Genomic DNA, 20151 nt, shown 5'->3' on the forward strand with positions numbered 1-20151 from the left:
CGCACCTACACCGCCCACCTGGTCGGCACCGACTCCCTGACCGACCTGGCCGTCATCCAGATCGACAACCCCCCCACCGACCTGACCCCCATCCACCCGGCCGGCAACAACAGCCTGACCGTGGGCCAACCCGTCATGGCCATCGGCAACCCCCTGGGCCTGGCCGGCACCGTCACCACCGGCATCGTCTCGGCCCTGGACCGCCCGGTCACCACCCAACAAGAGGGCGCCAACAACAACCCCTTCACCAACTCCGGGGCCGAGCCGGTGGTCACCAACGCCGTGCAGACCAGCGCCGCGATCAACCCCGGCAACAGCGGCGGCGCCCTGGTCGACGCCTCCGGCTCCCTGGTCGGCATCAACTCCTCCATCGCCACCGTCAGCCAGTCCTCCTCCCTGGGCGGCCAAAGCGGCAACATCGGCATCGGCTTCGCCATCCCGGTCTCGGAGGTCAAGACCATCGCCGGCCAACTCATCAACACCGGCCACGCCGAACACGCCTACCTGGGCGTCTACCTCAAGAACGCCCGCGTCAAGGTCGGCTCGGCCACCCGCGACGCCGCCGGCGTGGCCCGCGTCGTCCCCCACTCCCCCGCCGCCAACGCCGGCCTGAAGAAGGGCGACGCCATCACCGCCATCGACGGCGAAACCGTCAACGGCTCCCTGTCCCTGGTCGCCCAGGTCCACCAACGCAGCGTCGGCGAGAAAGCCACCCTCACCCTCATCCGAGGCGGCCACCAACACCAGATCAACGTCACCTTCACGGCGAGCCCGAACGCGTGATCTCTCCGAACCTGCCCGGCTGCCAGCCCAGTACCTGGGCGGCGGGTCAGCACGTAGGGCGACTCAGCAGCGGCCCGTGCCCATGTCGAGGAGCCGCTCGAGCACGACGGGTGCGGTCCGCAGGCCATCGTGCTCGTGCTCATTGGTCACCCACGCCCGGGAACCCCCCACCCGTCCCAGCGTCTCGAGCTGGAGGTCGGCATCGACGTAGAGGTCGTCGTAGTAGACAGCGGCACACAGGGGAACCTCGTTGGCGGCCAGCCGTTCCACGTCATACAGCGGGCTCCAGTCGTCCTTGGCGGCGAGCAGGTCGGCCGCCGCCGCGAACGGGCGAAGCGAGCGGATCTCGCGGAACATCCAGGGGAACATCATCTCGGCGGTCAGCAGCACCGGCCTGGCAGTCGAGGCGAACTCCGGCCTCCGGTCGTACTCCCGCTGTGCCGCCCAGCCCGTCGCGGCTCCGGCTCCGTAGCTGTACTCCTGCAGGGCATAGAGCACGTTGTCGACATACCCGGTCCGGGTCTGCACGTCATACAGGAAGGAAGGGTGCAGTTCGCCGCCCGCCCACGCGTCGTCGAGCAGCCAGTGGACCGTCTCGAAGCCGTAGCTCATGCCGAACACGCCACCTAGGGTGCGAAGTCGGTGCGGAGTGAGCACGTCGCCGTCCGGGAGGCGTACCTGCTCCTCCTCGAGGTGGTCCACCAACCGCGCCACGGCGGCCACGTCCTGCGGATAGCGCGCGTAGTACTCGTGGCTCCGTCCCTGTGCGCGGGAGAACGTGCGGGCGTAGACGTCCTCCGCGGTCGCGGTCACTCCCGGAATGCCGCCGGTGACGTAGCAGTGGGCCAGGCCCTCTGGGGCCTGCGACAGGTAGGTCAGGGTGACGAATCCACCGTAGCTCTGCCCCAAGGTGTCCCACCGCGCGCCGCCGGTCAGCCGGCGGCGCAGGATCTCCGCGTCCGCCACGATGGCGTCGGCGCGGAACAGGCTCAGGTAGTCGGCAAGCTCCTGTGCGGGACGGTCTTGGGCGGTCGTCGGAGTGATCGGCGTGCTGCGGCCCGTCCCACGCTGATCGAGCAGGACGACGCGGTGGCTGCGCAGTGCGACGTCGATCCAGCCCGACCGGTCCACGGGCCGAGGTGACTTACCCCCCGGACCGCCCTGCAGGAACAGCAGGTACGGCAGGTCCTCGTGCTGCTTGGCGGGATCGACGAGTTCGCGCGCGAAGACCTCGATCGTGGCGCCGTCAGGTCTGCTGTGATCGAGCGGAACAGTGACGACGTGCTCGCGTGCGACGTAGCCGGGTAGTCGGATCATGTCCCGATCCTGCCGCATCGACGCCGCCGTCCCCGGTGTCGACCCGCACCGCGCGGGCCACCTTCATGCTCGGATCTGAGCAGTCAAGGTCAAATTTGGTCAAAGATTTGCTCCTGCGACGCTCCCGACCGCTGATCTGCCGGTAGCGTCTCCGGCCGTACCCACCCCGTTGAGGAGCCCCCATGACCCGTCGATCCCGTGCCCGAGTCGTTGCCCTGACCGCCACCGTCGCCACCGCCCTCGGTGTGATCGGCACGACCTCGGCGGAGGCCGACACCGGCCCCGGCACCAACTCGGGATCCGCCTTCTCGGTGTCCGTCGGGAGCCGGGGGCCGTGGTCCAACCCGGACGACACGCCGGCGGGGACCTTCATCGACCGGAACGGGACGTTCTACTACCAGCAGTCCCACGCCTTGTACGGCCAAGATGCTCCGCGCGCCTGGGACTTCTACACCGGCAGCAACGTCGACACCGCCGCCCGGTCCAGCACCAGTGACGCTGCGGACCCGGGCAACCCGCTGGACTCCAACGCCGACACCACCTGGCGGTGCAACCACAGCCCGACGGGACTCGAGTCAACGTTCGCCCCGGCCGGATCGCGCTACTCCCAGCGCAACTACTGCGACCTTGTCGGTGTCTGGGTCGACCCCGACACCGGCAACTGGTACGGCCTCGTCCACAACGAGTTCACCCCCCAGCCGTTCGGCGACGGGCTGCACTTCGACGCGATCGACTACGCGGTGTCGACCGACGACGGCCGCACCTGGACCATCAAGGACCACGTGATCACCTCGCCGTTCAGCACCACGCGCGGCGATTCGGGCGCCTTCCCCGAGCAGACCTACGACTACGGCGACGGCGACCCGCGGCTGTTCGTCGACGCGAGGTCGGGCTACTTCTACGTCTATTACGGCTCCCGGATCGTGGACAAGGGCGGCAGCTGGAGGGCGTTCTACTCGCACGTCGCGCGGGCGCCGATCTCCGCCAAGATGGCGCCCAGCTCGTGGCACAAGTGGTACGACGGCCGGTGGTCCCAGCCGGGCCAGGGCGGCCAGGAGAGCAACCTCGTGCCGGTCACGGCCGAAGACCCCGACGGCTACACACCTCCGGCCAAGGAGTACGACCCGAGGAACCCCGGGACCACCGCCGAGCAGGTGGCGGCCGGCACGACCCCGCCGACCTCGCCGCTGTTCGTCATGGACATCACCTACGACGCGTACCTGGGGCTCTACATCGGCGAGCCGCAGAACGTCGACCAGAGCGGCAACGCCCCGCAGCAGTACTACGCCACCGACAACCTGGCCACGCAGAAGTGGACCCTGATCGGCGACACGGGCGGCTATCACACGGCGTCGTGGTACCGGTGGTTCCTCGACCCGGTGAACAAGACGAGTACCTCGATCGTGGGCAAGGACTTCCGGGCCTACTGCTCGTTCGGTTGCTCCGACGGCCGGTATGCCGAGTACGTCAACGTCTCGATCGACTCCCCCGCCCCTGCGCACCCGGTGGCCACCGACACGGCATACCGCATCTCCTCGGCACGGGGCTGGTTGCTGGCACAGGCGCCGCACAGCCACGCCACCACGTCGGTGCGCACGGACAAGGGGCTGGCCTCCTGGGCCTTCGTCGCCAACGGCGACGGCTCCTACCGCATCGTCAACACCGCCACCGGTGGCGTGCTGGGAGTCGACTCCGGGTCCACGCGGGGACGTGCGTGGGGAGCGCAGCCGACCGTGACCCCTCCGTCCGAGGACGGCCCCTCCGTGGGGCAGCAGTGGTTCGTGCTGCCGGACACCTCGGCCACAGACGGATCGGCGACCGGCACGGTGCGGATCGTCAACCGCTACAGCGGCTTGGTGCTCGGTGTCTCGCACCACCCCGACCGCCTCGTGGAGACCACTCCCGTGCGGTCATGGACGGACCGGACCCGCGGGAAGCGCGGTGCGCCCCGTACGGCCGCGGAGCAGGTGCTGACGCTGACGCCGGTTCGCTGACCCCTTCGACCTGGGCTGGTCCAGTGACGTCTGGGACTTTCGGACCCGACTCGACCGAGGTCAGAGGCGATAGACGCGCGTGGCGTTCTCGGAGCCGATGAGGCCCAGGACTCGAACGGCGTCCGCCCGGGACCAGTCCCCGTCGGCGACCCACTGGCCGACCACGTCGCTCACGGCCCGTCGCCACAGCATCGATCCGAGGAGGTGTAGCTCCGCCGGACCCCAGGCGTCCGAGGAGTACAGCTGCTTGTGGAACGGGGCGACCTCGAAGGACTCCGCGACCAGCTGCCGGCTCTGTGCTCCGACGTAGTTGATGCCGAGGCCGACGTCGAAGTAGACGTTGTCGAAGACCTGGGCGAGGTAGCCCGCCTCACGGTGGTACGGGTAGCAGTGCAGGAGCATGATCGGCACCCGGGTGGGCTCGACCTGGCGCAGCCAGCCCGTGAGCAGCACCGGGTTCGCCCGGTGCAGGTCGAGGTCGGGATCGCCATAGCCCGTGTGCAACTGCAGCGGAAGACCCCGGTCCACCCCGCACCACAGCAGGTAGCGGAGCAGGACCGGGTCGTCGATGCGGACGTTGGAGGGCTCACGAGCCAGCAGCGTGTCCACACTCGCCCGGACCTCTCCGTCCGACGGCCGTTCCGGAGCGAAGTCGAAGCCGTACCGGTAGGCCACGATGCTCTTGAGCCCCACGGCATCAGCGGTTGCCGCCGTCAACCGCTCCGGAAACAGGGTGACGAACTCGGATCCGCTTCCCACCTGCGTGAGCAAGGACTCCGCGACGGTTTCGAGACGCACGACCTCCTTGGCGGTCGAACCGGCCACTGCGGCGTGCTCCGCCACCCCGAGGATCGCGTCCCCGAGGTAACCGGTGTCGAGGAGGAAGCACGAGACTCCGGCCGCGCCCAGCAGCCGTCGGGACACCGCCTGGTTCCCGAGCGAGACACGGGCCTGCCAGTAGTCATCGGCCGTCGCGTGCACCGGCAGCCCCAGGTACGGGGAGCACCAGCGCCGAATGGCGAAGCCGACCTGCGAGTCGAACTGGGTGCCTGCCGAGGAGCCCTCGGGGGCCTCAGTGATCATCGACTCGAACTGCCCCCGACTGACGTCAGACCTCAGCGCGCCGTGGACATGGTGATCCACCAGGGGCAGGGAGGCCACCTCCTCGCCGATCGGCCCGTCGAACATCCTGTGCTCCGTCACCATCCTGCGAACTCCTTCACGGCCTCGGCGTCCACACGTCCGGACTGGGCGTCGTCGATCGCCCGGGTCAGCAGCTCCACCGCGACATCGACCTCGTCGTCGGCGATGACCAGCGGCGGGGTGACCTCGAGGACGTTGCCACCGACGTAGTAGCACACGGCACCCAGCTCCCACAGGCGATAGACCACCTGTGCGGCCAGGTCCGGGGCCGGCGTCTTGCTCTGGCGGTCCTGCACCAGCTCGACTCCGATGACGAGACCGGGGCCCCGGATGTCCCCGACGCACTCCAGACCGGCGGTTGCCTCAGCAAGCCCACTGCGCAGTCGCCGCCCCGCCTCGGCCGCCCGCTGCGCGAGGCCCTCCTTGACCAGCACGTCGAGCACCGCGCGGGCCACGGCGGTGCAGACCGGGTTGCCAGCAGTCGTCAGGAGGGCCGAGGCAACGGGCTGATCGAGCACGGCAGCGGGGCCCACGGCTGCCGAGATGGGCAAACCCGCACCCAGCGCCTTGCCGAAGGTGACCAGGTCGGGGGTGGCGCCGTCGCGCTCGAACGCGTGCAGTGTCCCCGGGCGTCCCAGTCCGACCTTCACCTCGTCGCAGATCGTGAGGACGTCCAGTCTCCGGCACAGCTGTGTCAGCTCCGCCAGGAAGCCGGGTGGGGGGACCACCAGGCCGCCGTCGGACAGGATCGGCTCGACGATGAGGCAGGCGACGTCGTCTTGGGAACACTCACGTTCCACCGCCTGCAGTACGGCGGCGACCTCGCGCTGGGGGTCCGCGGCCCGGTACGGGTTCGGATAGGGCAGAAACACGGTGTCGGGTGTGCTGGCCACGCTCCCCGCGTCGATGTGGACCCCCGAGACGCCCATCGCGACGCCCAGGCCCCCGTGGTAGCTGTGCTCGAAGGCGATCACTCGGCGCTTTCCCGTGGCGAAGCGGGCACAGCGCAGGGCTACATCGTTCGCGTCCGTGCCGGCGTGCCCGAGGTAGACCCGGCGGTCCGGATCCCCTGGCGTCAGGGCGAGGAGGTCCTCGGCCAGTCCGACGCTGTCTGGGTGGACGGCCGAGAGACCCCCGGCTCCCGCCGGGCGCGAGATTGCCCGGTGCGCAGCGTCCACCACCGCTGGGTGTCCGTGCCCCAGCCCGGCGGCCGTCCACGTGGCCGAGAGGTCCAGCAGTCGGCGCCCACCTGGTTCGGTCAGCCAGCAGCCGTGCCCCGACTCCACGGCGAGGGGGAAGAACCGCAGCTTCTCGACACCCGCGACGACGCGGTCCCTGGCGTAGAGCTCCGCAGCCGAAGACGTCACCGGTCCACCAGCTCTTCCGTGGCATCGGGCAGGTCTTCGCGTCCCTCACCCAGCTCATGGGCAAGGGAGGCACCGATCCGCTTCGTCAGCCGCGGCGCGGTGAGGGCGATGACCACGCCGATCGCCACCCAGATGAGGGCCAGGTAGGCGGGTGAGAAACCGACCTGGTCGCGCAGGCCGTACCAGATCACCATGAGGATGAACACGGCTCCCAGGCCCGGTATGACGAGCTCAGCCATGCGCACGGAGATCAGCTTCCGTCGTGCAGCGAAGAAGACGGCCAGTTCCACGAGCAGGTACACGACGAGCACACACGTCGCGCCGGTGACGGCGAAGTAGAAGTAGGAGTCGATGGCCGCGTTGCCGGTTCCCATGTGGGGCCACCCGCTGAGGTAGGAGGCCAGGTCGACGATGAGGACCGCGGCGAACACCACCCCGACAGCGTTGCGCGGCAGGGCACTCGGCCCCGACACCTGGGCGAGCTGTCGCGGCCCGAAACCGTCGCGGGCGAGGGCGAACATGAGCCGCGAGGCGGTCGCCACGGACGACAGGTTCGACCCGAACGCCGACATCACGGCGGCGATGATCACCAAGAGCGCGAACCAGCGGCCGACGTAGGTGTTGGCCAGGTCTCCGAGGGTGTTGCCCGAGCTGCCGAAGGCCTTGAGGCCCTGCGGATCGGTGCCGAAGCCGATCGTCTGGGCGAACATGACCACCACGAACAGCACGCCGGTGAGGAGCACCGAGCCGAACAGCGCACGCGGGATGTTGCGACGGGGCTGGTCGGTCTCCTCACCCAGAGCGGCGCAGCCTTCGAAGCCGGCCCAGGAGAGGAAGGCCGCGACGACGGCAGCGATCACGGAGCCGAACGTCGTGCCGTGGAAGGTGAAGACCTCGAAGGTGACGCCCGTCCGGCTGTTTCCTCCGGCGGCGAAGATGACGATGGCCAGGACGATCATGGCGGCGATGCCGAATCCCTCGATGACCAGGAGCCATCGGGCGACCGTGGAGGTGTCCCGGACGTTGAGGTATGCCGAGATGGCCACCCCGATCACCGCGGTGACGATCCACGCCACCTGCGGTGGCGCACCGCCGCCCGCAGCCGCGGCGAGGAACGCGTTGAGGAAGGCACCGAGCAACGCCACCGTGCAGATGGAGAAGAACAGGTAGGTCCCCATGAGGGTGAACCCGGCGACGAAGCCCGCTCGTGGTCCCATCGTCACGCCGACGAGGGCATAGGCGCTTCCGGAGTGGTTGTAGCGCCGGGTGAGTCGGGCGAAGCCGTAGGCGACGAGTCCGACCCCCACGGCGCCGAGGAGGAAGACCAAGGGAACGGCCGACCCCACCTGCGCGATGAGGCCCTGCCCGTTGCCGGCCATTGCCAGGGTGGGGCCCATCAGCCCCAGGGAGAGGGCCAGGGCCTCCCAGAGCTTGAGCTTGCGACGCGCTGCGTTCATGGTGATGTCTCCAATGCCTCAGGAGCAGGTCAGGCGGACCAGGCCATGCGGGTCCGGTGGAATCGCGTGTCCCCCATCGCTTCGGCGGCCTTGGCCTCCGCGAGTCGGACGGCGGTCACGGCGCGGTGGAGCGGCTCGCCGAGGATCGACTCTGCCGTCGGGCTCGCCTCCAGCAGTCGGGCCGCTGACTCCAGCGACGTGGGAAGGCGGACGACACCGGCGGCCCGGGCGTCCTCGGCCGACAGGTCCGCCGGGTTGGCGGACACGGCCGCGGGCAACGCGGCCCGGTCCTGAAGGCCCTGCAGTGCGTGCCCGACGAGGAGGCCGACGGCCAGGTACGGGTTCGCGGCGGTGTCGATGCACTTCACCTCGACGTTGGCGCCGTTGGGGTTCCCGGGGTTGGCGGCGATGAGCCGGACCGCGGCCTCGCGGTTCTCCACGCCCCAGCAGCCGAACGCGCCGGACCAGTGGCCCGGCAGCAGGCGGTCGAGGGACACCACCGACCCGGCGAGCACCGCCATACACGCCGGCAGACCGGAGACCAGTCCCGCCACGAGGTGGGCGCCCTCCGGGGTGAGATCAGCTGCCTCGCTGCCCCCGGTCAGGAGCGGGGAGCCGTCGCGCGCGAAGGAGAAGTGGACGTGGGCGCCGTTGCCGGCGCCGTCGGGGAACGGCATGGGCGAGAAGGAGGCCTGCAGGCCACAGGTCCGAGCGACTCGGCAGATCACCGTCCGCGCCAGCACGGCCGCATCGGCCGCACCCAGCAGGTCGGACGGCAGCAGGGACACCTCGAACTGCCCCGGGCCGTACTCCGCGTGCAGCTGGGCCACGCCCACGCCTGCCTCATCCAGCTGCTCGGCGAGCGTGCTCGCGAAGCCGGAGAGCGTGGACAGCGGGCCCAGCCCGTAGCCGGGCCAGCCGGTGTCCGCTCCGAGGCGATCACCCTCGGCGTCCAGCAAGGTGAACTCCAGCTCGAAGCCGGCCCGGGCGCTGAGGCCGAGGGCCACCAGCCGGTCCGCCTGCCGTCGAGCGACGTCGCGCCAGCACAGCGGGGACCGCTCCCCCTCCTGCGTGTAGACGTCCGCCGGGGCCCAGGCGAAGCCCTCGTCCAAGACCACCGCCCGGCTGAGGTCGGCTCGCAGGCGAAGGTCACCGACCACACCGATCTCGCTGGTCATCGCGATGTCGCCGTCGACGCAGAACACGGGCCACGTCAGGGAGGCACCCATCCCCGCGGCGGCGAACTGCTCGATCTGCGCGGGCGCGACAGCCTTCGCTCTCAGGACACCGCCGGAGTCGACGATGACTCCCGCCAGCAGGCGCGCACCCGCGCTGCGCAGCCGGTCGGCTTGTTCGCCATGGACAGAGGGGGCAGAGGGGGGCACCGTCGGCACTGAAACACACCATTCTCTCTTGCGGATATATGGTGCGGATCGTTATATCAGTTTCAGGCGAGGACGGGAAGGGAGTCTGCGGGATGTGCCGACTGCTGGGTTACGTGATGAGACGACCCACTGCTGCCCGGGCAACATTGGCCGAGGGCCAGTTCGAGGACTTCACCGCGCTGTCCTCCGTCCATGCCGACGGCTGGGGGATGGCGTGGACGCAGGGAGGGGCTCTCGGCAGCGCCACCTCGCCACGCGCGGCCGCCGACGACGAGCGCTACCACGACCTGGCCGGGAAGCCGTTGGGCGACGCGGGTCTGGTGCACCTGCGGTGGGCCACCGACGGCCTCGAGGTGGCGCCGGAGAACACCCATCCCTTCGTGGAGGATGGCTTGGCCCTGGCGCACAACGGCAGCATCCAGCCCGTGGACCGGCTCGACAGCCTGCTGGCCGGGCATACCAGGGACGGGTTGCGCGGCACGACCGACAGCGAGCGCTACTTCCGGCTGGTCCTGCAGGAGCGTGCCCGGGGATGCAGCGACGTGGAGGCCGTCCAGCGCACCGTCGCACGGATGTTGCAGGAGTTCGGGCACGCCAGCCTGAACGCCCTCGTGCTCTCGCCGTCGCAGCTCATCGCGGTGCATGCGAGCCGCACCGCAGCCGCCCCGCTGTCCGACCTGGAGGAGCTGTTCCCCGGCCTGAGCAGCGCGCCCATGGACCACGTCGAGGCCTACTTCCAGATGCGGTACCGCGAGACCGCCGAGGGCGTGGTCGTGACGTCCACGGGATACACGCAGTCCGACTGGGTGGGCCTACCCCACAACTCGATGCTCGTGATCGACCGCGTGACCTGCGCGACGCGGGTTGTCGACCTCGCCTCCTCACTGGACGCCGCCTCATGACCCAGCCCGTTGCCGACCGGCTGCGGACCGCCCTCGCCCAGCTGACTCCGTCCGAGCGCCAGGTGGGGCGGGCCCTGCTCGCCGACTACCCGCGGGCCGGCCTGCAGAGCAGCAGCGACCTCGCCGCGAGCGCCGACGTCAGTGCACCCACCGTGGTGCGCTTTGCGCGCGCGCTCGGTTTCGCCGGCTACCGCGAACTGCAGTCGGCGTTGGTCGCCGAGCTCGAACATCGCGCCGCCAGCCCGATCACCCGGTATGCCGAGACGCGGTCCCAGCCGGTCGGCACCGGGTGGTTCGGCACCAAGCTGAACGACAGCATCGACAGCATCTCCACCTCCCTTCGGGACCTCCCGGAGGCGAACGTGGAAGTGGCCGTCGACCTCCTCAGCGACGAGAAGCTGAGAGTCCACGCGCGCGGCGGGCGCTTCAGCAACTTCCTGGCGCAGTACCTGCTGATGCACCTGCACCAGGTGCGCCGGAACGTCTCGGCACCCTCCGTGCCCCTGACCCCGGGCCTCGCCTTCACGATCGACGCCGGCAGGCACGACCTGTTCGTGTTGTATGACGTGCGTCGCTACCAGCAGAGCACCACCGAGCTCGCCCAGCGACTCGCCGAACGGGGGTCGCGCGTCATCGTCGTGACCGACCCGTGGCTCTCCCCCGCAGCCAACCGGGCGGACGTGGTCCTGCCGACGTCGGTCGGCACCTCCAGCGCGTTCGATTCCCTCGCCTCGGCGTTCGTCCTGACCGAGCTGCTCGTGAACGCCGTCCTGCAGCGACTCGGGGACGACGCACTCCAACGGATCACCGCGTGGGATGAGGCCAGCGGCTACGAGACCCTCCCGTGAGGACCGCCCTCAGCGTTCCTGCCACCAGCGCTCGCTCCGCGACGAGGCCCCGTCCGGATCTCCGGTGGAAGCGGCTGGCAGGGCGTCCATCAGCTCGAGGATGCGCTGCATGCCGCTGTGCCAGTTCTGCTTGAGTGCGGTCAGCGCGCCCGCGAGGTCGCCATGGACGAGGCACTGGGCGATCTGCTCGTGCTCCTCCGCCGCCCGCTGCAACATCGTGTCCTGACCGACCTGGAGGTGCTCGTAGCGGCGCAGGCCAACCTTGACAGAGGTCAACAACTCCATCAGGCGATCATTGGTACAGCCGCTGAGCAGCAGGTCATGCCACTCGTCGTCGTAGCGTTCCACAGTGCCGACCGGGGCCTCGGAGTCGGAGAACTCGTACGCCTTCCGCAGCAGCGTCGGCGCCACCTTGTCGAGGACGGCCGGGTCACTGAGCTGGAGTGCCAGCATCTCCAAGGAGGCCAGCACCTCACAGAGGTCGGTGAACTCCTTGCGGCTCAGCGGAGCAAACCGAAATCCCTTGCCACTGTGGCTCTGGATCACGCCCTCGTGCTCGAGCGTGATCAGCGCCTCGCGAAGAGGTGTCCGGCTCACCCCCAACCGAGCCGCCAGCTGCCCTTCGTTGATGGCGTGGTTCGCGGAGATCTCTCCTCGCTCGAGCAGCAGCAACACCTCTTCACGCACCTGCTCGCGCAACGGCCTCCGGTCAATCGGCACCTGCGTCACCCCCTCCCGTGTTCACGCGGTCCCTCCCCCATCGACGGGGATCACGGCACCGCTGATGAAGGCAGCCTCATCGCTTGCCAGGAACGCCACCGTCTGGGCGATGTCCAGCGGCTTGCCGATGCGTTGCAGCGGACGGTCCGCGGCCTCGGCGTAGAAGTCCTCGCGGTCGACCCCGAGCTGGCGCGCCTCATCCTGCAACATCCCCGTATCGGTGTCGCCCGGGCACACGCAGTTCACTCGGACTCCCTGCGGCCCGTGATCGATGGCCATGGCCCTCGTCATGTTGACGACTGCGCCCTTGGACGCGCAGTAGGACACGGCCCGGCCGCCGCCGGAGATGCCCCAGCCGGATCCGGTGTTGACGATCGCGCCCCCGCCGCCCGCGGCCAAGGCCGGCACGGCGTATCGGCTCATGAGCATGATCGACCGGACATTGACCGCCATGACGAGGTCCCAGTCGTCGGTCGTGATATCGCAGACGGTCGACCGGCGGATGATGCCCGCGTTGTTGAACAGAAAGTCGAGCCCGCCGTACTCGTCGATAGCCGATTGGACCACCTGCCGACAATCCTCGTCCTGCGACACGTCACAAGGGACGAACAGGCAACGACCGCCGCCGGCGGAGATCGCGTCTGCTGCGGCCTTGCCTCGGTCACGGTTGTGGTCGGCCAGGACGACGGAAGCTCCCCGCTCGGCCAAGAGCGCGGCCGTCGCCCGCCCGATCCCGCCTCCCGCCCCCGTGACGATGGCGCGCCGGCCGGCAAGTGTCTGAGTCATCCGTATCCCTTCTGTGCCCTTCTGTGCCTTGGACCCGCAACGGGCGGACCACTCCGTGGAAAGCCCTTGACACCCTACCCCAACTGAACTCAGTATTCTGAATACAGTCGACGGAGGGAACGGGACATGACGCAACGGCGACGCACACTCGCGGCGATGGTGGCGTTCGGAGCGGTCGCGACCGTGGGGGTCAGCGCCTGCGCAACCGGTGGCGCGGCCGCTGGGGGTGATACTCCGACATCCGTTGAGGCTTCGACCCCAGGCAAGTTGAGTGGCACCGTCACCGTCTGGTCGTGGGACGTCGCGGCACAGGCGCTCAAACGGCTTGCCCCCGCGTTCGAGAATCAGCACCCGGGTGTCCACGTCAAGGTCGTGGACATCGGCTACGACAACGCCTACGACAAGATCTCGGTCGGTCTGCAGTCCGGCTCCGGCCTTCCCGACGTGCTGACCGTCGAGTCCGACCACATGGCGACCTACTTCTCGCGCTTCCCCAAGGGCTTCGTCGACCTGGCGCCGGCGGCGCAGAAGTACAAGAACGACTTCGACCCCGCCAAGTGGGCCGCCTCCTCCGACCAGCAGGGCCACCTGTTCAGCCTCCCGTGGGACTCCGGACCCGTCGGGCTCTTCTACCGCAAGGACGTGCTCAAGAAGGCCGGCGTCAACCCGGCCAGCATCAAGACCTGGGACGACTACGTGCGTGCCGGCGAGCGGGTCAAGGCGAAGACCGGCAAGGCCATGCTGATCGCCGACGTGACCAACGGCGACGCCCTCTTCCCCATGCTGCTCCAGCAGCTCGGGCAGTCCTACTTCTCCGCAGACGGCAAGGTCGCGGTGGACACCCCGGCTGCGCACAAGGCCCTCGGCCTCATGCAGGCCATGCAGCGCAAGGGGCTGATCGACAACGAGAAGGGCTGGGACGGCCTCGTCACGGCCACCAAGGCCGGCAAGGCGGCGGCGCAGCCGATCGCGGTGTGGTGGAGCGGCACGCTCACCAGTGAGATGCCGGAGCTGAAGGGCAAGTACGGCGTGATGCCACTTCCGACGTTCGGCGGCCAAGGCGCCCCGACGACCAACAACGGCGGGTCCACGCTGGCGATCCCCAGCCAGTCCAAGAACCAGCAGGCGGCTTGGGCGTTCGCCAAGTTCATGCTGGCGAACAAGGCCAACCAGGTCTCGATGATGAAGAAGGAGGGCCTGTTCCCCTCCTACCTGCCGGCTCTGGACGACCCGTTCTTCCACCAGCCGCAGCCGTACTTCGGGGGTCAGCCGGCCTACGAGGTCTTCGCCTCGTTGGTCAAGAAGATCCCGCCGATCAACTACACCGACGACTACTCCAAGGCCTCGGACGTGGTCAACAACACCGTGGCCTCGGTCCTGTTGAACGGCAAGAGCGTCAACGGGTCCCTGGCCTCGGCCTCGCAACAGATCGCCTCTGCCACCGGACGTCAGTCCGCGAAGTGAGCGCATGACCGTCCAGTCGCCGACCCGTCCGGCGGTCGCCGGTGCCGGTCAACAGACTCGTCGTCGCCGCCGGCTCCGACTGACCCACTGGGTGTTCGTCGGGCCGGGAGCCGCGCTGTTCGCGATCTTCTTCGCCTATCCCCTGGTCGCCAGCCTGCTGCAGAGCCTGCAGAGCAACCAGGACGGCAGGAACGTCTTCGTGGGACTGCAGCAGTACCAACGGATGCTGCACGACCCCCTCATGGCCAAGGCCCTGCTCAACACCGGGCTGATCCTGGTGGTGCAGGTGCCGGTCATGATCGGGCTGGCCCTCGTGCTCGCTGCTGTCCTGAACAACTCGTGGCGGCGGTTCCGCACCACCTTGCGCATCGCCTACTTCCTGCCGGCGGTGACCACCCTGGTCGCCTACTCCATCGTCTTCCGGGTGCTGCTGAAGACGGACGGGGGCGTGGTCAACCAGGCGCTCCAGGCCGTCGGGCTGCACGGGATCGACTGGCTGAACAGCCCCGGTTGGGCGCGGATCGCGCTGATCGCTTCGATCACCTGGCGGTGGACCGGCTACAACATGGTGATCCTGCTGGCGGGCCTGCAGGCGGTGCCGAAGGAGCTGTACGAGGCGGCGTCGGTCGACGGTGCAGGGCCGGTGACCACGTTCGTGCGGGTGATCCTGCCCGAGCTGCGACCGGTGCTGCTGTTCACCACCGTGACCTCCACGATCGGCACGCTGCAGCTGTTCGACGAGAACTTCATCCTCACCGGCGGTGGACCGGCCAACGCCACGCTCACGCCGGTCCTCTACCTCTACCGCGTCGGCTTCCAGCAGCTCGACTTCGGCTACGCCTCGGCCATCGCCTGGGTGGTCGTCCTGATCATCGGCGTGCTGTCCCTGCTGCAGTTCCGGTTCCTGGGAAGGGAGCGCTGATGGCATCGGTGCTGCTCCGGCTCCGCCCCGGGCGGATGATCCTGCTCCTGCTCCTGGTCGCCGGGGCCGCGGTGAGCGTGTTCCCCTTCTACTGGATGGTGGTCTCCGCCACCCACTCCACCGACCAGCTGTTCGCCTCCCCACCGCCATTCCTCCCCGGCGGCCACCTGCTCCACAACCTCGCCGCCCTGCAGGACAGCGTCGGCTTCGCCAGGGTGGTCGCCAACAGCGTCGGTATCGCCGTCGTCTACACCGTGCTCAGCTCACTGGTCAGCACCATGTGCGGCTACGGCCTGGCCAAGTACTCCTTCCGCGGACGCGGCGTCCTGCTCGGCATCGTCCTGGCCACGATGATGATCCCGTTCCAGGTGCTCCTGGTGCCGCTGTTCCAGATGATGGCCAGTGTCGGCTGGATCGACAGCTACCAAGCCGTCATCCTGCCGTTCCTGGCCAACGCGTTCGGCATCTTCCTGATGCGTCAAGGCTTCCTGGGCTTTCCCAACGACCTCATCGAGTCGGGCCGCCTGGACGGTGCCGGCGACCTGCGCATCTTCTACCGGATCGTGCTCCCGAGCGTCCGGCCCCAGCTGGGCGCCCTGGTCATCTTCACGTTCATGACGCAGTGGAACTCCTTCATCTGGCCGCTGCTCATGCTGAACACCGAGGACAAGTACACGGTGCCGGTGGCACTGAACACCATGATCGGCCTGACCCACGTGGACTACGCAGGCCTCATGTTGGGCTCGTTCATCGCCACGCTGCCGCTCATGCTGGTGTTCCTGGTCTTCCAGAAGCAATTCGTGTCCGGACTACTGGGCGGAGCGCTCAAGGCATGACCCTCACCCGAGACCCCGCGCTGCTCTACGGCGGCGACTACAACGCCGAGCAGTGGCCTGAGTCGGTCTGGCTCGAGGACGCCCGCCTCATGCGCGAGGCCGGCGTGAACCTGGTCACCGTCGGCGTCTTCTCCTGGGCCCTGCTGGAGCCACGGCCGGGGTGCTACGACTTCGGCTGGCTGGACCGGCTGCTTGACCTCCTGCACGAGCACGGCATCGCGGTGGACCTCGCCACGGCCACGGCTGCTCCGCCGGCGTGGCTCGTGCGGCAACACCCTGATGTTCTCCCCGTGACGGCCGAGGGTGTGCGACTCGAGTTCGGCAGTCGCCAGCACTTCTGCCCCAGCTCGCAGACCTTCCGGGAGTATGCCGCCGAGCTCACCGGGCAGCTCGCGCGCCGCTACGCCGAGCACCCTGCTGTCGCCATGTGGCACGTCGGTAACGAATACGGCGACCACGTCACGGAGTGCTTCTGTCCCCGCTCGGCCGAGGACTTCCGGGCCTGGCTCACCGAGCGCTACGGCGACGTCGACGCCCTGAACGAGGCGTGGGGAACCACGTTCTGGGGTCAGCGCTACGGTGACTTGGCCGAAGTCGAGCCACCGCGTCTGGCTCCGGCCCCACCCAACCCCGCGCAGTCCCTCGACTGGCGCCGATTCTGCAGCGACGCCCTCCTTGCCTGCTACGAGAACGAGAAGGCGGTCCTCGACGACATCTGCCCTGGTCTCCGGGTCACCACCAACTTCATGGGCCTCTTCGGGGCCCTGGACTATTGGCAGTGGGCAGCACATGAGGACGTCGTCTCCAACGACGCCTACCCGGACCCGAACGACCCTGAGGCGCACGTCGCCATCGCCATGAGCTATGACCTGATGCGTTCCCTGCGGCACGGGCAGCCCTGGCTGCTGCTGGAGAGCGCACCCTCGGCGGTCAGCTGGCGCGACGTCAATGTCCCCAAGCCGCCCGGTCTGCGTCGCCTGTGGAGCATGCAGGCCCTCGCCCACGGCGCCGACGGCATCATGTTCTTCCAGTGGCGCGCTTCACGATCCGGCGCCGAGAAGTTCCACAGCGCCATGCTCCCTCACCGGGGCACCCGAGCCAGGGGGTGGACCGAGACCGTCGGGCTCGGCGCGGACCTGCAGTCCTTGGCGGAGGTCACCGACGGCAGGAGCGCCGCGGACGTCGCCGTTCTGCTCGACTGGGACAGCTGGTGGGGCCTCGAGCTGACCGACCACCCCTCGCAGCGCCTCCACCTCAAGGAGATCCTCACCCACTGGTACCACCCGCTGTGGACGGCCAACCTCATGGTCGACTTCGCCCGGCCGGACGCCGACCTCGACGCCTACCGGCTGGTCCTGGCTCCCTCGCTCTACCTGCTGCCGGACGCCACGGCAACCACCCTGGCGGGCTACGTCGAGCGCGGCGGCCACCTGGTCGTCGGCTGCTTCAGCGGCATTGTCGACGAGCACGACCGTGCCCACCCGGGCGCCTTGTCGCCGCAGCTGCAGCGGTGCCTGGGGATCGAGGTCGACGAGTGGTGGCCGGTCGCCGACGGCACGGCGGTGTCGGTCGACTGCCACGGCACCCCGGGCCACGCCACCACCTGGTCGGAGTGGCTGGAGCCCACCACCGCCGACACGTGGGGCACCTACGCCTCGGGCCACCTGGACGGCCGGGCCGCCGTCACCCGCAACCGCCACGGCGCCGGGTCCGCGTGGTACGTCAGCTGCCAGCTGGACCGCCCGAGCCTCGCGCACCTGCTGGAGCGAGTCGCCGACGAGGCCGATGCCCGGCCGGTCCTGGCGACGCCACCGGCCGTCGAAGCCACCCTGCGCAGGAACGACCGCGGCACCTACCTGTTCCTGCTGAACCACGGCGAGAGCCCTGCCGAGGTCACCCTTCCCGCCCCGGGCACCGACCTGCTCGACAGGGGCCGGGAAGCCCTGCACACCCTCACCCTGGGACCGCGCCAACCGGCGGTCCTGCGCCTCGACGACAGGAAGACATGCCGATGAGCCCTCGCCGACCACGTCGCCGCATCGCCATCACCGGCATGGCCCTGCTGAGCCTGCTCGCCACCGCGCCCGCCGCGCTCGCCACGGACCACCACCGCACCCACGACCACACCGCGCGGCCGGCTTACGCAGACGTCCTGGACCTGCACGGCGCGCCCGCGACGGCGGAGCCACCGGAGACCTTCAAGGTCAACGTGTTCGCCGACCGCGGCGCCTGGCACGCCTATGCCCTCCCCCGCCCCGGCGACACCGAACGCTATGGCGGCTTCACCGGCCCGCTCTACATCGCACAGGAGTACCCGTGGTGGCTCAGCAAGGAGTTCACCAGTATCCACTTGCACGACCGTGAATCGGGTCAGCCTGTCTCGCTCGCCGGTGACGACCACCCGCGCCTCGAGTCGCTCCCGGGGCGGCTGCGCCAGCGCTACCGGGTGGACGACCTGACGCTCACCCTCGACCTGCGCTACGCGAGCAACCGGACCGCGTTGGTCACCGCGCGCATCGAGAACACCGGCTCACGGCCGCGGGTGCTGGACGTCGACTGGACCGGAGCCCTGCTGCGGCCCGCCAAGGAGCCGATGCGCAGCGCACCTCAGCTGCTGGCCACGAGCCGAGGGGTGGCCGTCGACTTCGCCAAGGTCCGGGAGACGTGGGACTACCTGACCGGCGGCGAGGAACGGTTCGCCGTCCGGCACGCCGAGCCGACCCGGACGACCGTGCAGGGCGACCGCTATGCAACCCGGCTGAGGGAGCCCATCTCACTTGCAGCCGGGGAGTCGCGACAGCTCGCGTGGACGGAGACCTACACGTTCACCGCCGCCGAGCGTCGGCACGAGGCGCGCCACGTCGCGGCGGCCCTGCGCCGACCGGGTGCCGTCGTCGCCTCCGACGACAGGCGCTGGGAGCGCATGGTGGGGGACGTGACACGCGGCAAGCGGCCGGCATACCGACGGACGGCGGTGAAGGCTCTCGAAACCCTGGTGACCAACTGGCGCAGCCCCGCGGGCGAGCTGGAGTCCGACGGGATCACGCCGTCGATCAGCTACAAGTGGTTCACCGGTGGGTTCTGGGCCTGGGACAGTTGGAAGGAGGCGGCGGCCGTCGCCGGCTTCGACCCCACGCTGGCGGAGTCGACCATCCGGTCGGTATTCGACCACCAGATCACCCGCGGTGACGCCGAGCGGCCGCAGGACGCCGGGATGGTGCCCGACGTCATCTTCTACAACGACCCGTCCACCGGTGGCGGCAACTGGAACGAGCGCAACTCCAAGCCACCGTTGGCGGCATGGGCCACCTGGGAGGTCTACCGCCACACGGGCGACCGTGAATTCCTTCGGGAGATGTACCCCAAGCTGGTCGCGTACCACGACTGGTGGTACCGCAACCGGGACCACGACCACGACGGGATCTGCGAATACGGCGCCACGGTCGACCCGGCCAACGACTCCCCCGAGGCCCGTCGTCTCGCGGCGGCATGGGAGTCGGGCATGGACAACGCTCCCCGCTTCGACAGCGACCTGGGCGCGCACACGGTCCCGAACCGCGATGCACAGGGGCAGCTGGTCGGCTACTCGCTGGCGCAGGAGTCGGTCGACCTCAACTCCTACCTCGTCGCCGACAGCCGCTACCTCGCGGACATCGCGCGAGTACTCGGCCGCTCGCACGATGCGGTCCGGCACGAGCAGCAGGCCGAGCGTGTGGCCACGTTCATCCGAACCCACATGTTCGACACCAACGACGGGTGGTTCCACGACATCTCGTTGAGGAGCAAGCAGCCCCTGGCGGAGCGCGGCATGGGCATCGAGGGCTCGATTCCGCTGTGGGCCGGCGTGGCCGACCGCGAGCAGGCGAGGCAGGTGCGCGCCCACCTCGTCGACCCGCGCGACTTCGCCACGCACGTGCCCATGCCCACCGTGGCTGCGTCGTCTCGGTACTTCTCCCCCACCGAATACTGGCGCGGTCCGGTCTGGCTCGACCAGGCGACCTTCGCCATCCACGGCCTCGAGCGCTACGGCTACCACCGGGACGCCCGCGTCGCCACGCAGGCCCTGCTGGAGAACGCCACCGGGCTCCTCGGGCAAGATCCCATCATGGAGAACTACGACCCGCTGACCGGTGCCCGGTTGAACTCCACGAACTTCAGCTGGTCCGCCGCGATGGTGCTGCTGCTCACCGAGTCCCGGTCAGCGAGCCGATGAGCGTGCCGCCGAAC

The 20151-nt window shown here is 69.2% G+C and carries 16 protein-coding genes; 9 read left to right on the plus strand and 7 right to left on the minus strand.

Features of this window, described 5'->3' with window-relative positions; genetic code table 11:
• Positions 1–783: S1C family serine protease (locus tag VFL99_RS00865; protein ID WP_325104428.1), on the plus strand; the 783-nt coding region annotated here is incomplete at its 5' end.
• Positions 784–846: 63 nt separating this feature from the next.
• On the opposite strand, the gene VFL99_RS00870 is transcribed toward VFL99_RS00865, so the two are convergent.
• Positions 847–2100: an alpha/beta fold hydrolase gene (locus VFL99_RS00870; protein ID WP_325104429.1), complete on the minus strand. Its 1254-nt coding sequence runs from the start codon at positions 2098–2100 to the stop codon at positions 847–849.
• Between the two features lie 182 nt (positions 2101–2282).
• On the opposite strand from VFL99_RS00870, the gene VFL99_RS00875 reads away from it, so the two are divergent.
• Complete coding sequence (locus tag VFL99_RS00875; protein ID WP_325104430.1) at positions 2283–4094, plus strand: RICIN domain-containing protein; 1812 nt, start codon at positions 2283–2285, stop codon at positions 4092–4094.
• A 60-nt stretch (positions 4095–4154) separates the two neighbouring features.
• On the opposite strand, the gene VFL99_RS00880 is transcribed toward VFL99_RS00875, so the two are convergent.
• From VFL99_RS00880 to VFL99_RS00895, 4 genes are read right to left on the minus strand one after another with little or no spacing between them, the layout of a single operon-like run.
• Complete coding sequence (locus tag VFL99_RS00880; protein WP_325104431.1) at positions 4155–5297, minus strand: amidohydrolase family protein; 1143 nt, start codon at positions 5295–5297, stop codon at positions 4155–4157.
• Positions 5294–6604: an aspartate aminotransferase family protein gene (locus VFL99_RS00885; RefSeq protein ID WP_325104432.1), complete on the minus strand. Its 1311-nt coding sequence runs from the start codon at positions 6602–6604 to the stop codon at positions 5294–5296. The genes VFL99_RS00880 and VFL99_RS00885 overlap by 4 nt, the downstream gene beginning before the upstream one ends.
• The gene (locus tag VFL99_RS00890) at positions 6601–8061 is read right to left on the minus strand and encodes an APC family permease (protein WP_325104433.1); all 1461 of its coding nucleotides are present in this window, start codon (positions 8059–8061) and stop codon (positions 6601–6603) included. Before VFL99_RS00890 ends, VFL99_RS00885 begins: the two co-directional genes overlap by 4 nt.
• Positions 8062–8090: 29 nt before the next feature.
• The gene (locus VFL99_RS00895; protein ID WP_325104434.1) at positions 8091–9446 is read right to left on the minus strand and encodes a glutamine synthetase family protein; all 1356 of its coding nucleotides are present in this window, start codon (positions 9444–9446) and stop codon (positions 8091–8093) included.
• 92 nt (positions 9447–9538) lie between these two features.
• On the opposite strand from VFL99_RS00895, the gene VFL99_RS00900 reads away from it, so the two are divergent.
• Both VFL99_RS00900 and VFL99_RS00905 read left to right on the plus strand, forming a co-directional pair.
• The gene (locus VFL99_RS00900) at positions 9539–10348 is read left to right on the plus strand and encodes a class II glutamine amidotransferase (protein ID WP_325104435.1); all 810 of its coding nucleotides are present in this window, start codon (positions 9539–9541) and stop codon (positions 10346–10348) included.
• Positions 10345–11196, plus strand: a complete 852-nt coding sequence (locus VFL99_RS00905; protein ID WP_325104436.1) for a MurR/RpiR family transcriptional regulator — start codon at positions 10345–10347, stop codon at positions 11194–11196. Before VFL99_RS00900 ends, VFL99_RS00905 begins: the two co-directional genes overlap by 4 nt.
• A gap of 9 nt (positions 11197–11205) precedes the next feature.
• Here VFL99_RS00905 and VFL99_RS00910 read toward each other — a convergent pair whose 3' ends face one another.
• Entirely contained in the window at positions 11206–11916 is a 711-nt protein-coding gene (locus tag VFL99_RS00910; RefSeq protein WP_325104437.1) for a GntR family transcriptional regulator, read from the minus strand.
• A gap of 21 nt (positions 11917–11937) precedes the next feature.
• Positions 11938–12702: an SDR family NAD(P)-dependent oxidoreductase gene (locus VFL99_RS00915; protein WP_325104438.1), complete on the minus strand. Its 765-nt coding sequence runs from the start codon at positions 12700–12702 to the stop codon at positions 11938–11940.
• A gap of 267 nt (positions 12703–12969) precedes the next feature.
• On the opposite strand from VFL99_RS00915, the gene VFL99_RS00920 reads away from it, so the two are divergent.
• The 5 genes from VFL99_RS00920 to VFL99_RS00940 are packed head-to-tail and all read left to right on the plus strand — an operon-like array spanning position 12970 to position 20137.
• Complete coding sequence (locus VFL99_RS00920) at positions 12970–14166, plus strand: ABC transporter substrate-binding protein (protein ID WP_325104439.1); 1197 nt, start codon at positions 12970–12972, stop codon at positions 14164–14166.
• A gap of 4 nt (positions 14167–14170) precedes the next feature.
• Positions 14171–15088, plus strand: coding sequence for a carbohydrate ABC transporter permease (locus VFL99_RS00925; protein WP_325104440.1), 918 nt, complete (start codon positions 14171–14173; stop codon positions 15086–15088).
• On the plus strand, positions 15088–15924 hold the full coding sequence (locus tag VFL99_RS00930; RefSeq protein ID WP_325104441.1) for a carbohydrate ABC transporter permease: 837 nt from the start codon (positions 15088–15090) through the stop codon (positions 15922–15924). The genes VFL99_RS00925 and VFL99_RS00930 overlap by 1 nt, the downstream gene beginning before the upstream one ends.
• Complete coding sequence (locus VFL99_RS00935; RefSeq protein WP_325104442.1) at positions 15921–17939, plus strand: beta-galactosidase; 2019 nt, start codon at positions 15921–15923, stop codon at positions 17937–17939. Before VFL99_RS00930 ends, VFL99_RS00935 begins: the two co-directional genes overlap by 4 nt.
• Positions 17936–20137, plus strand: a complete 2202-nt coding sequence (locus VFL99_RS00940) for an MGH1-like glycoside hydrolase domain-containing protein (RefSeq protein ID WP_325104443.1) — start codon at positions 17936–17938, stop codon at positions 20135–20137. The genes VFL99_RS00935 and VFL99_RS00940 overlap by 4 nt, the downstream gene beginning before the upstream one ends.
• Positions 20138–20151: the final 14 nt, after the last annotated feature.

The sequence above is a fragment of the Segeticoccus sp. genome, from assembly GCF_035708005.1.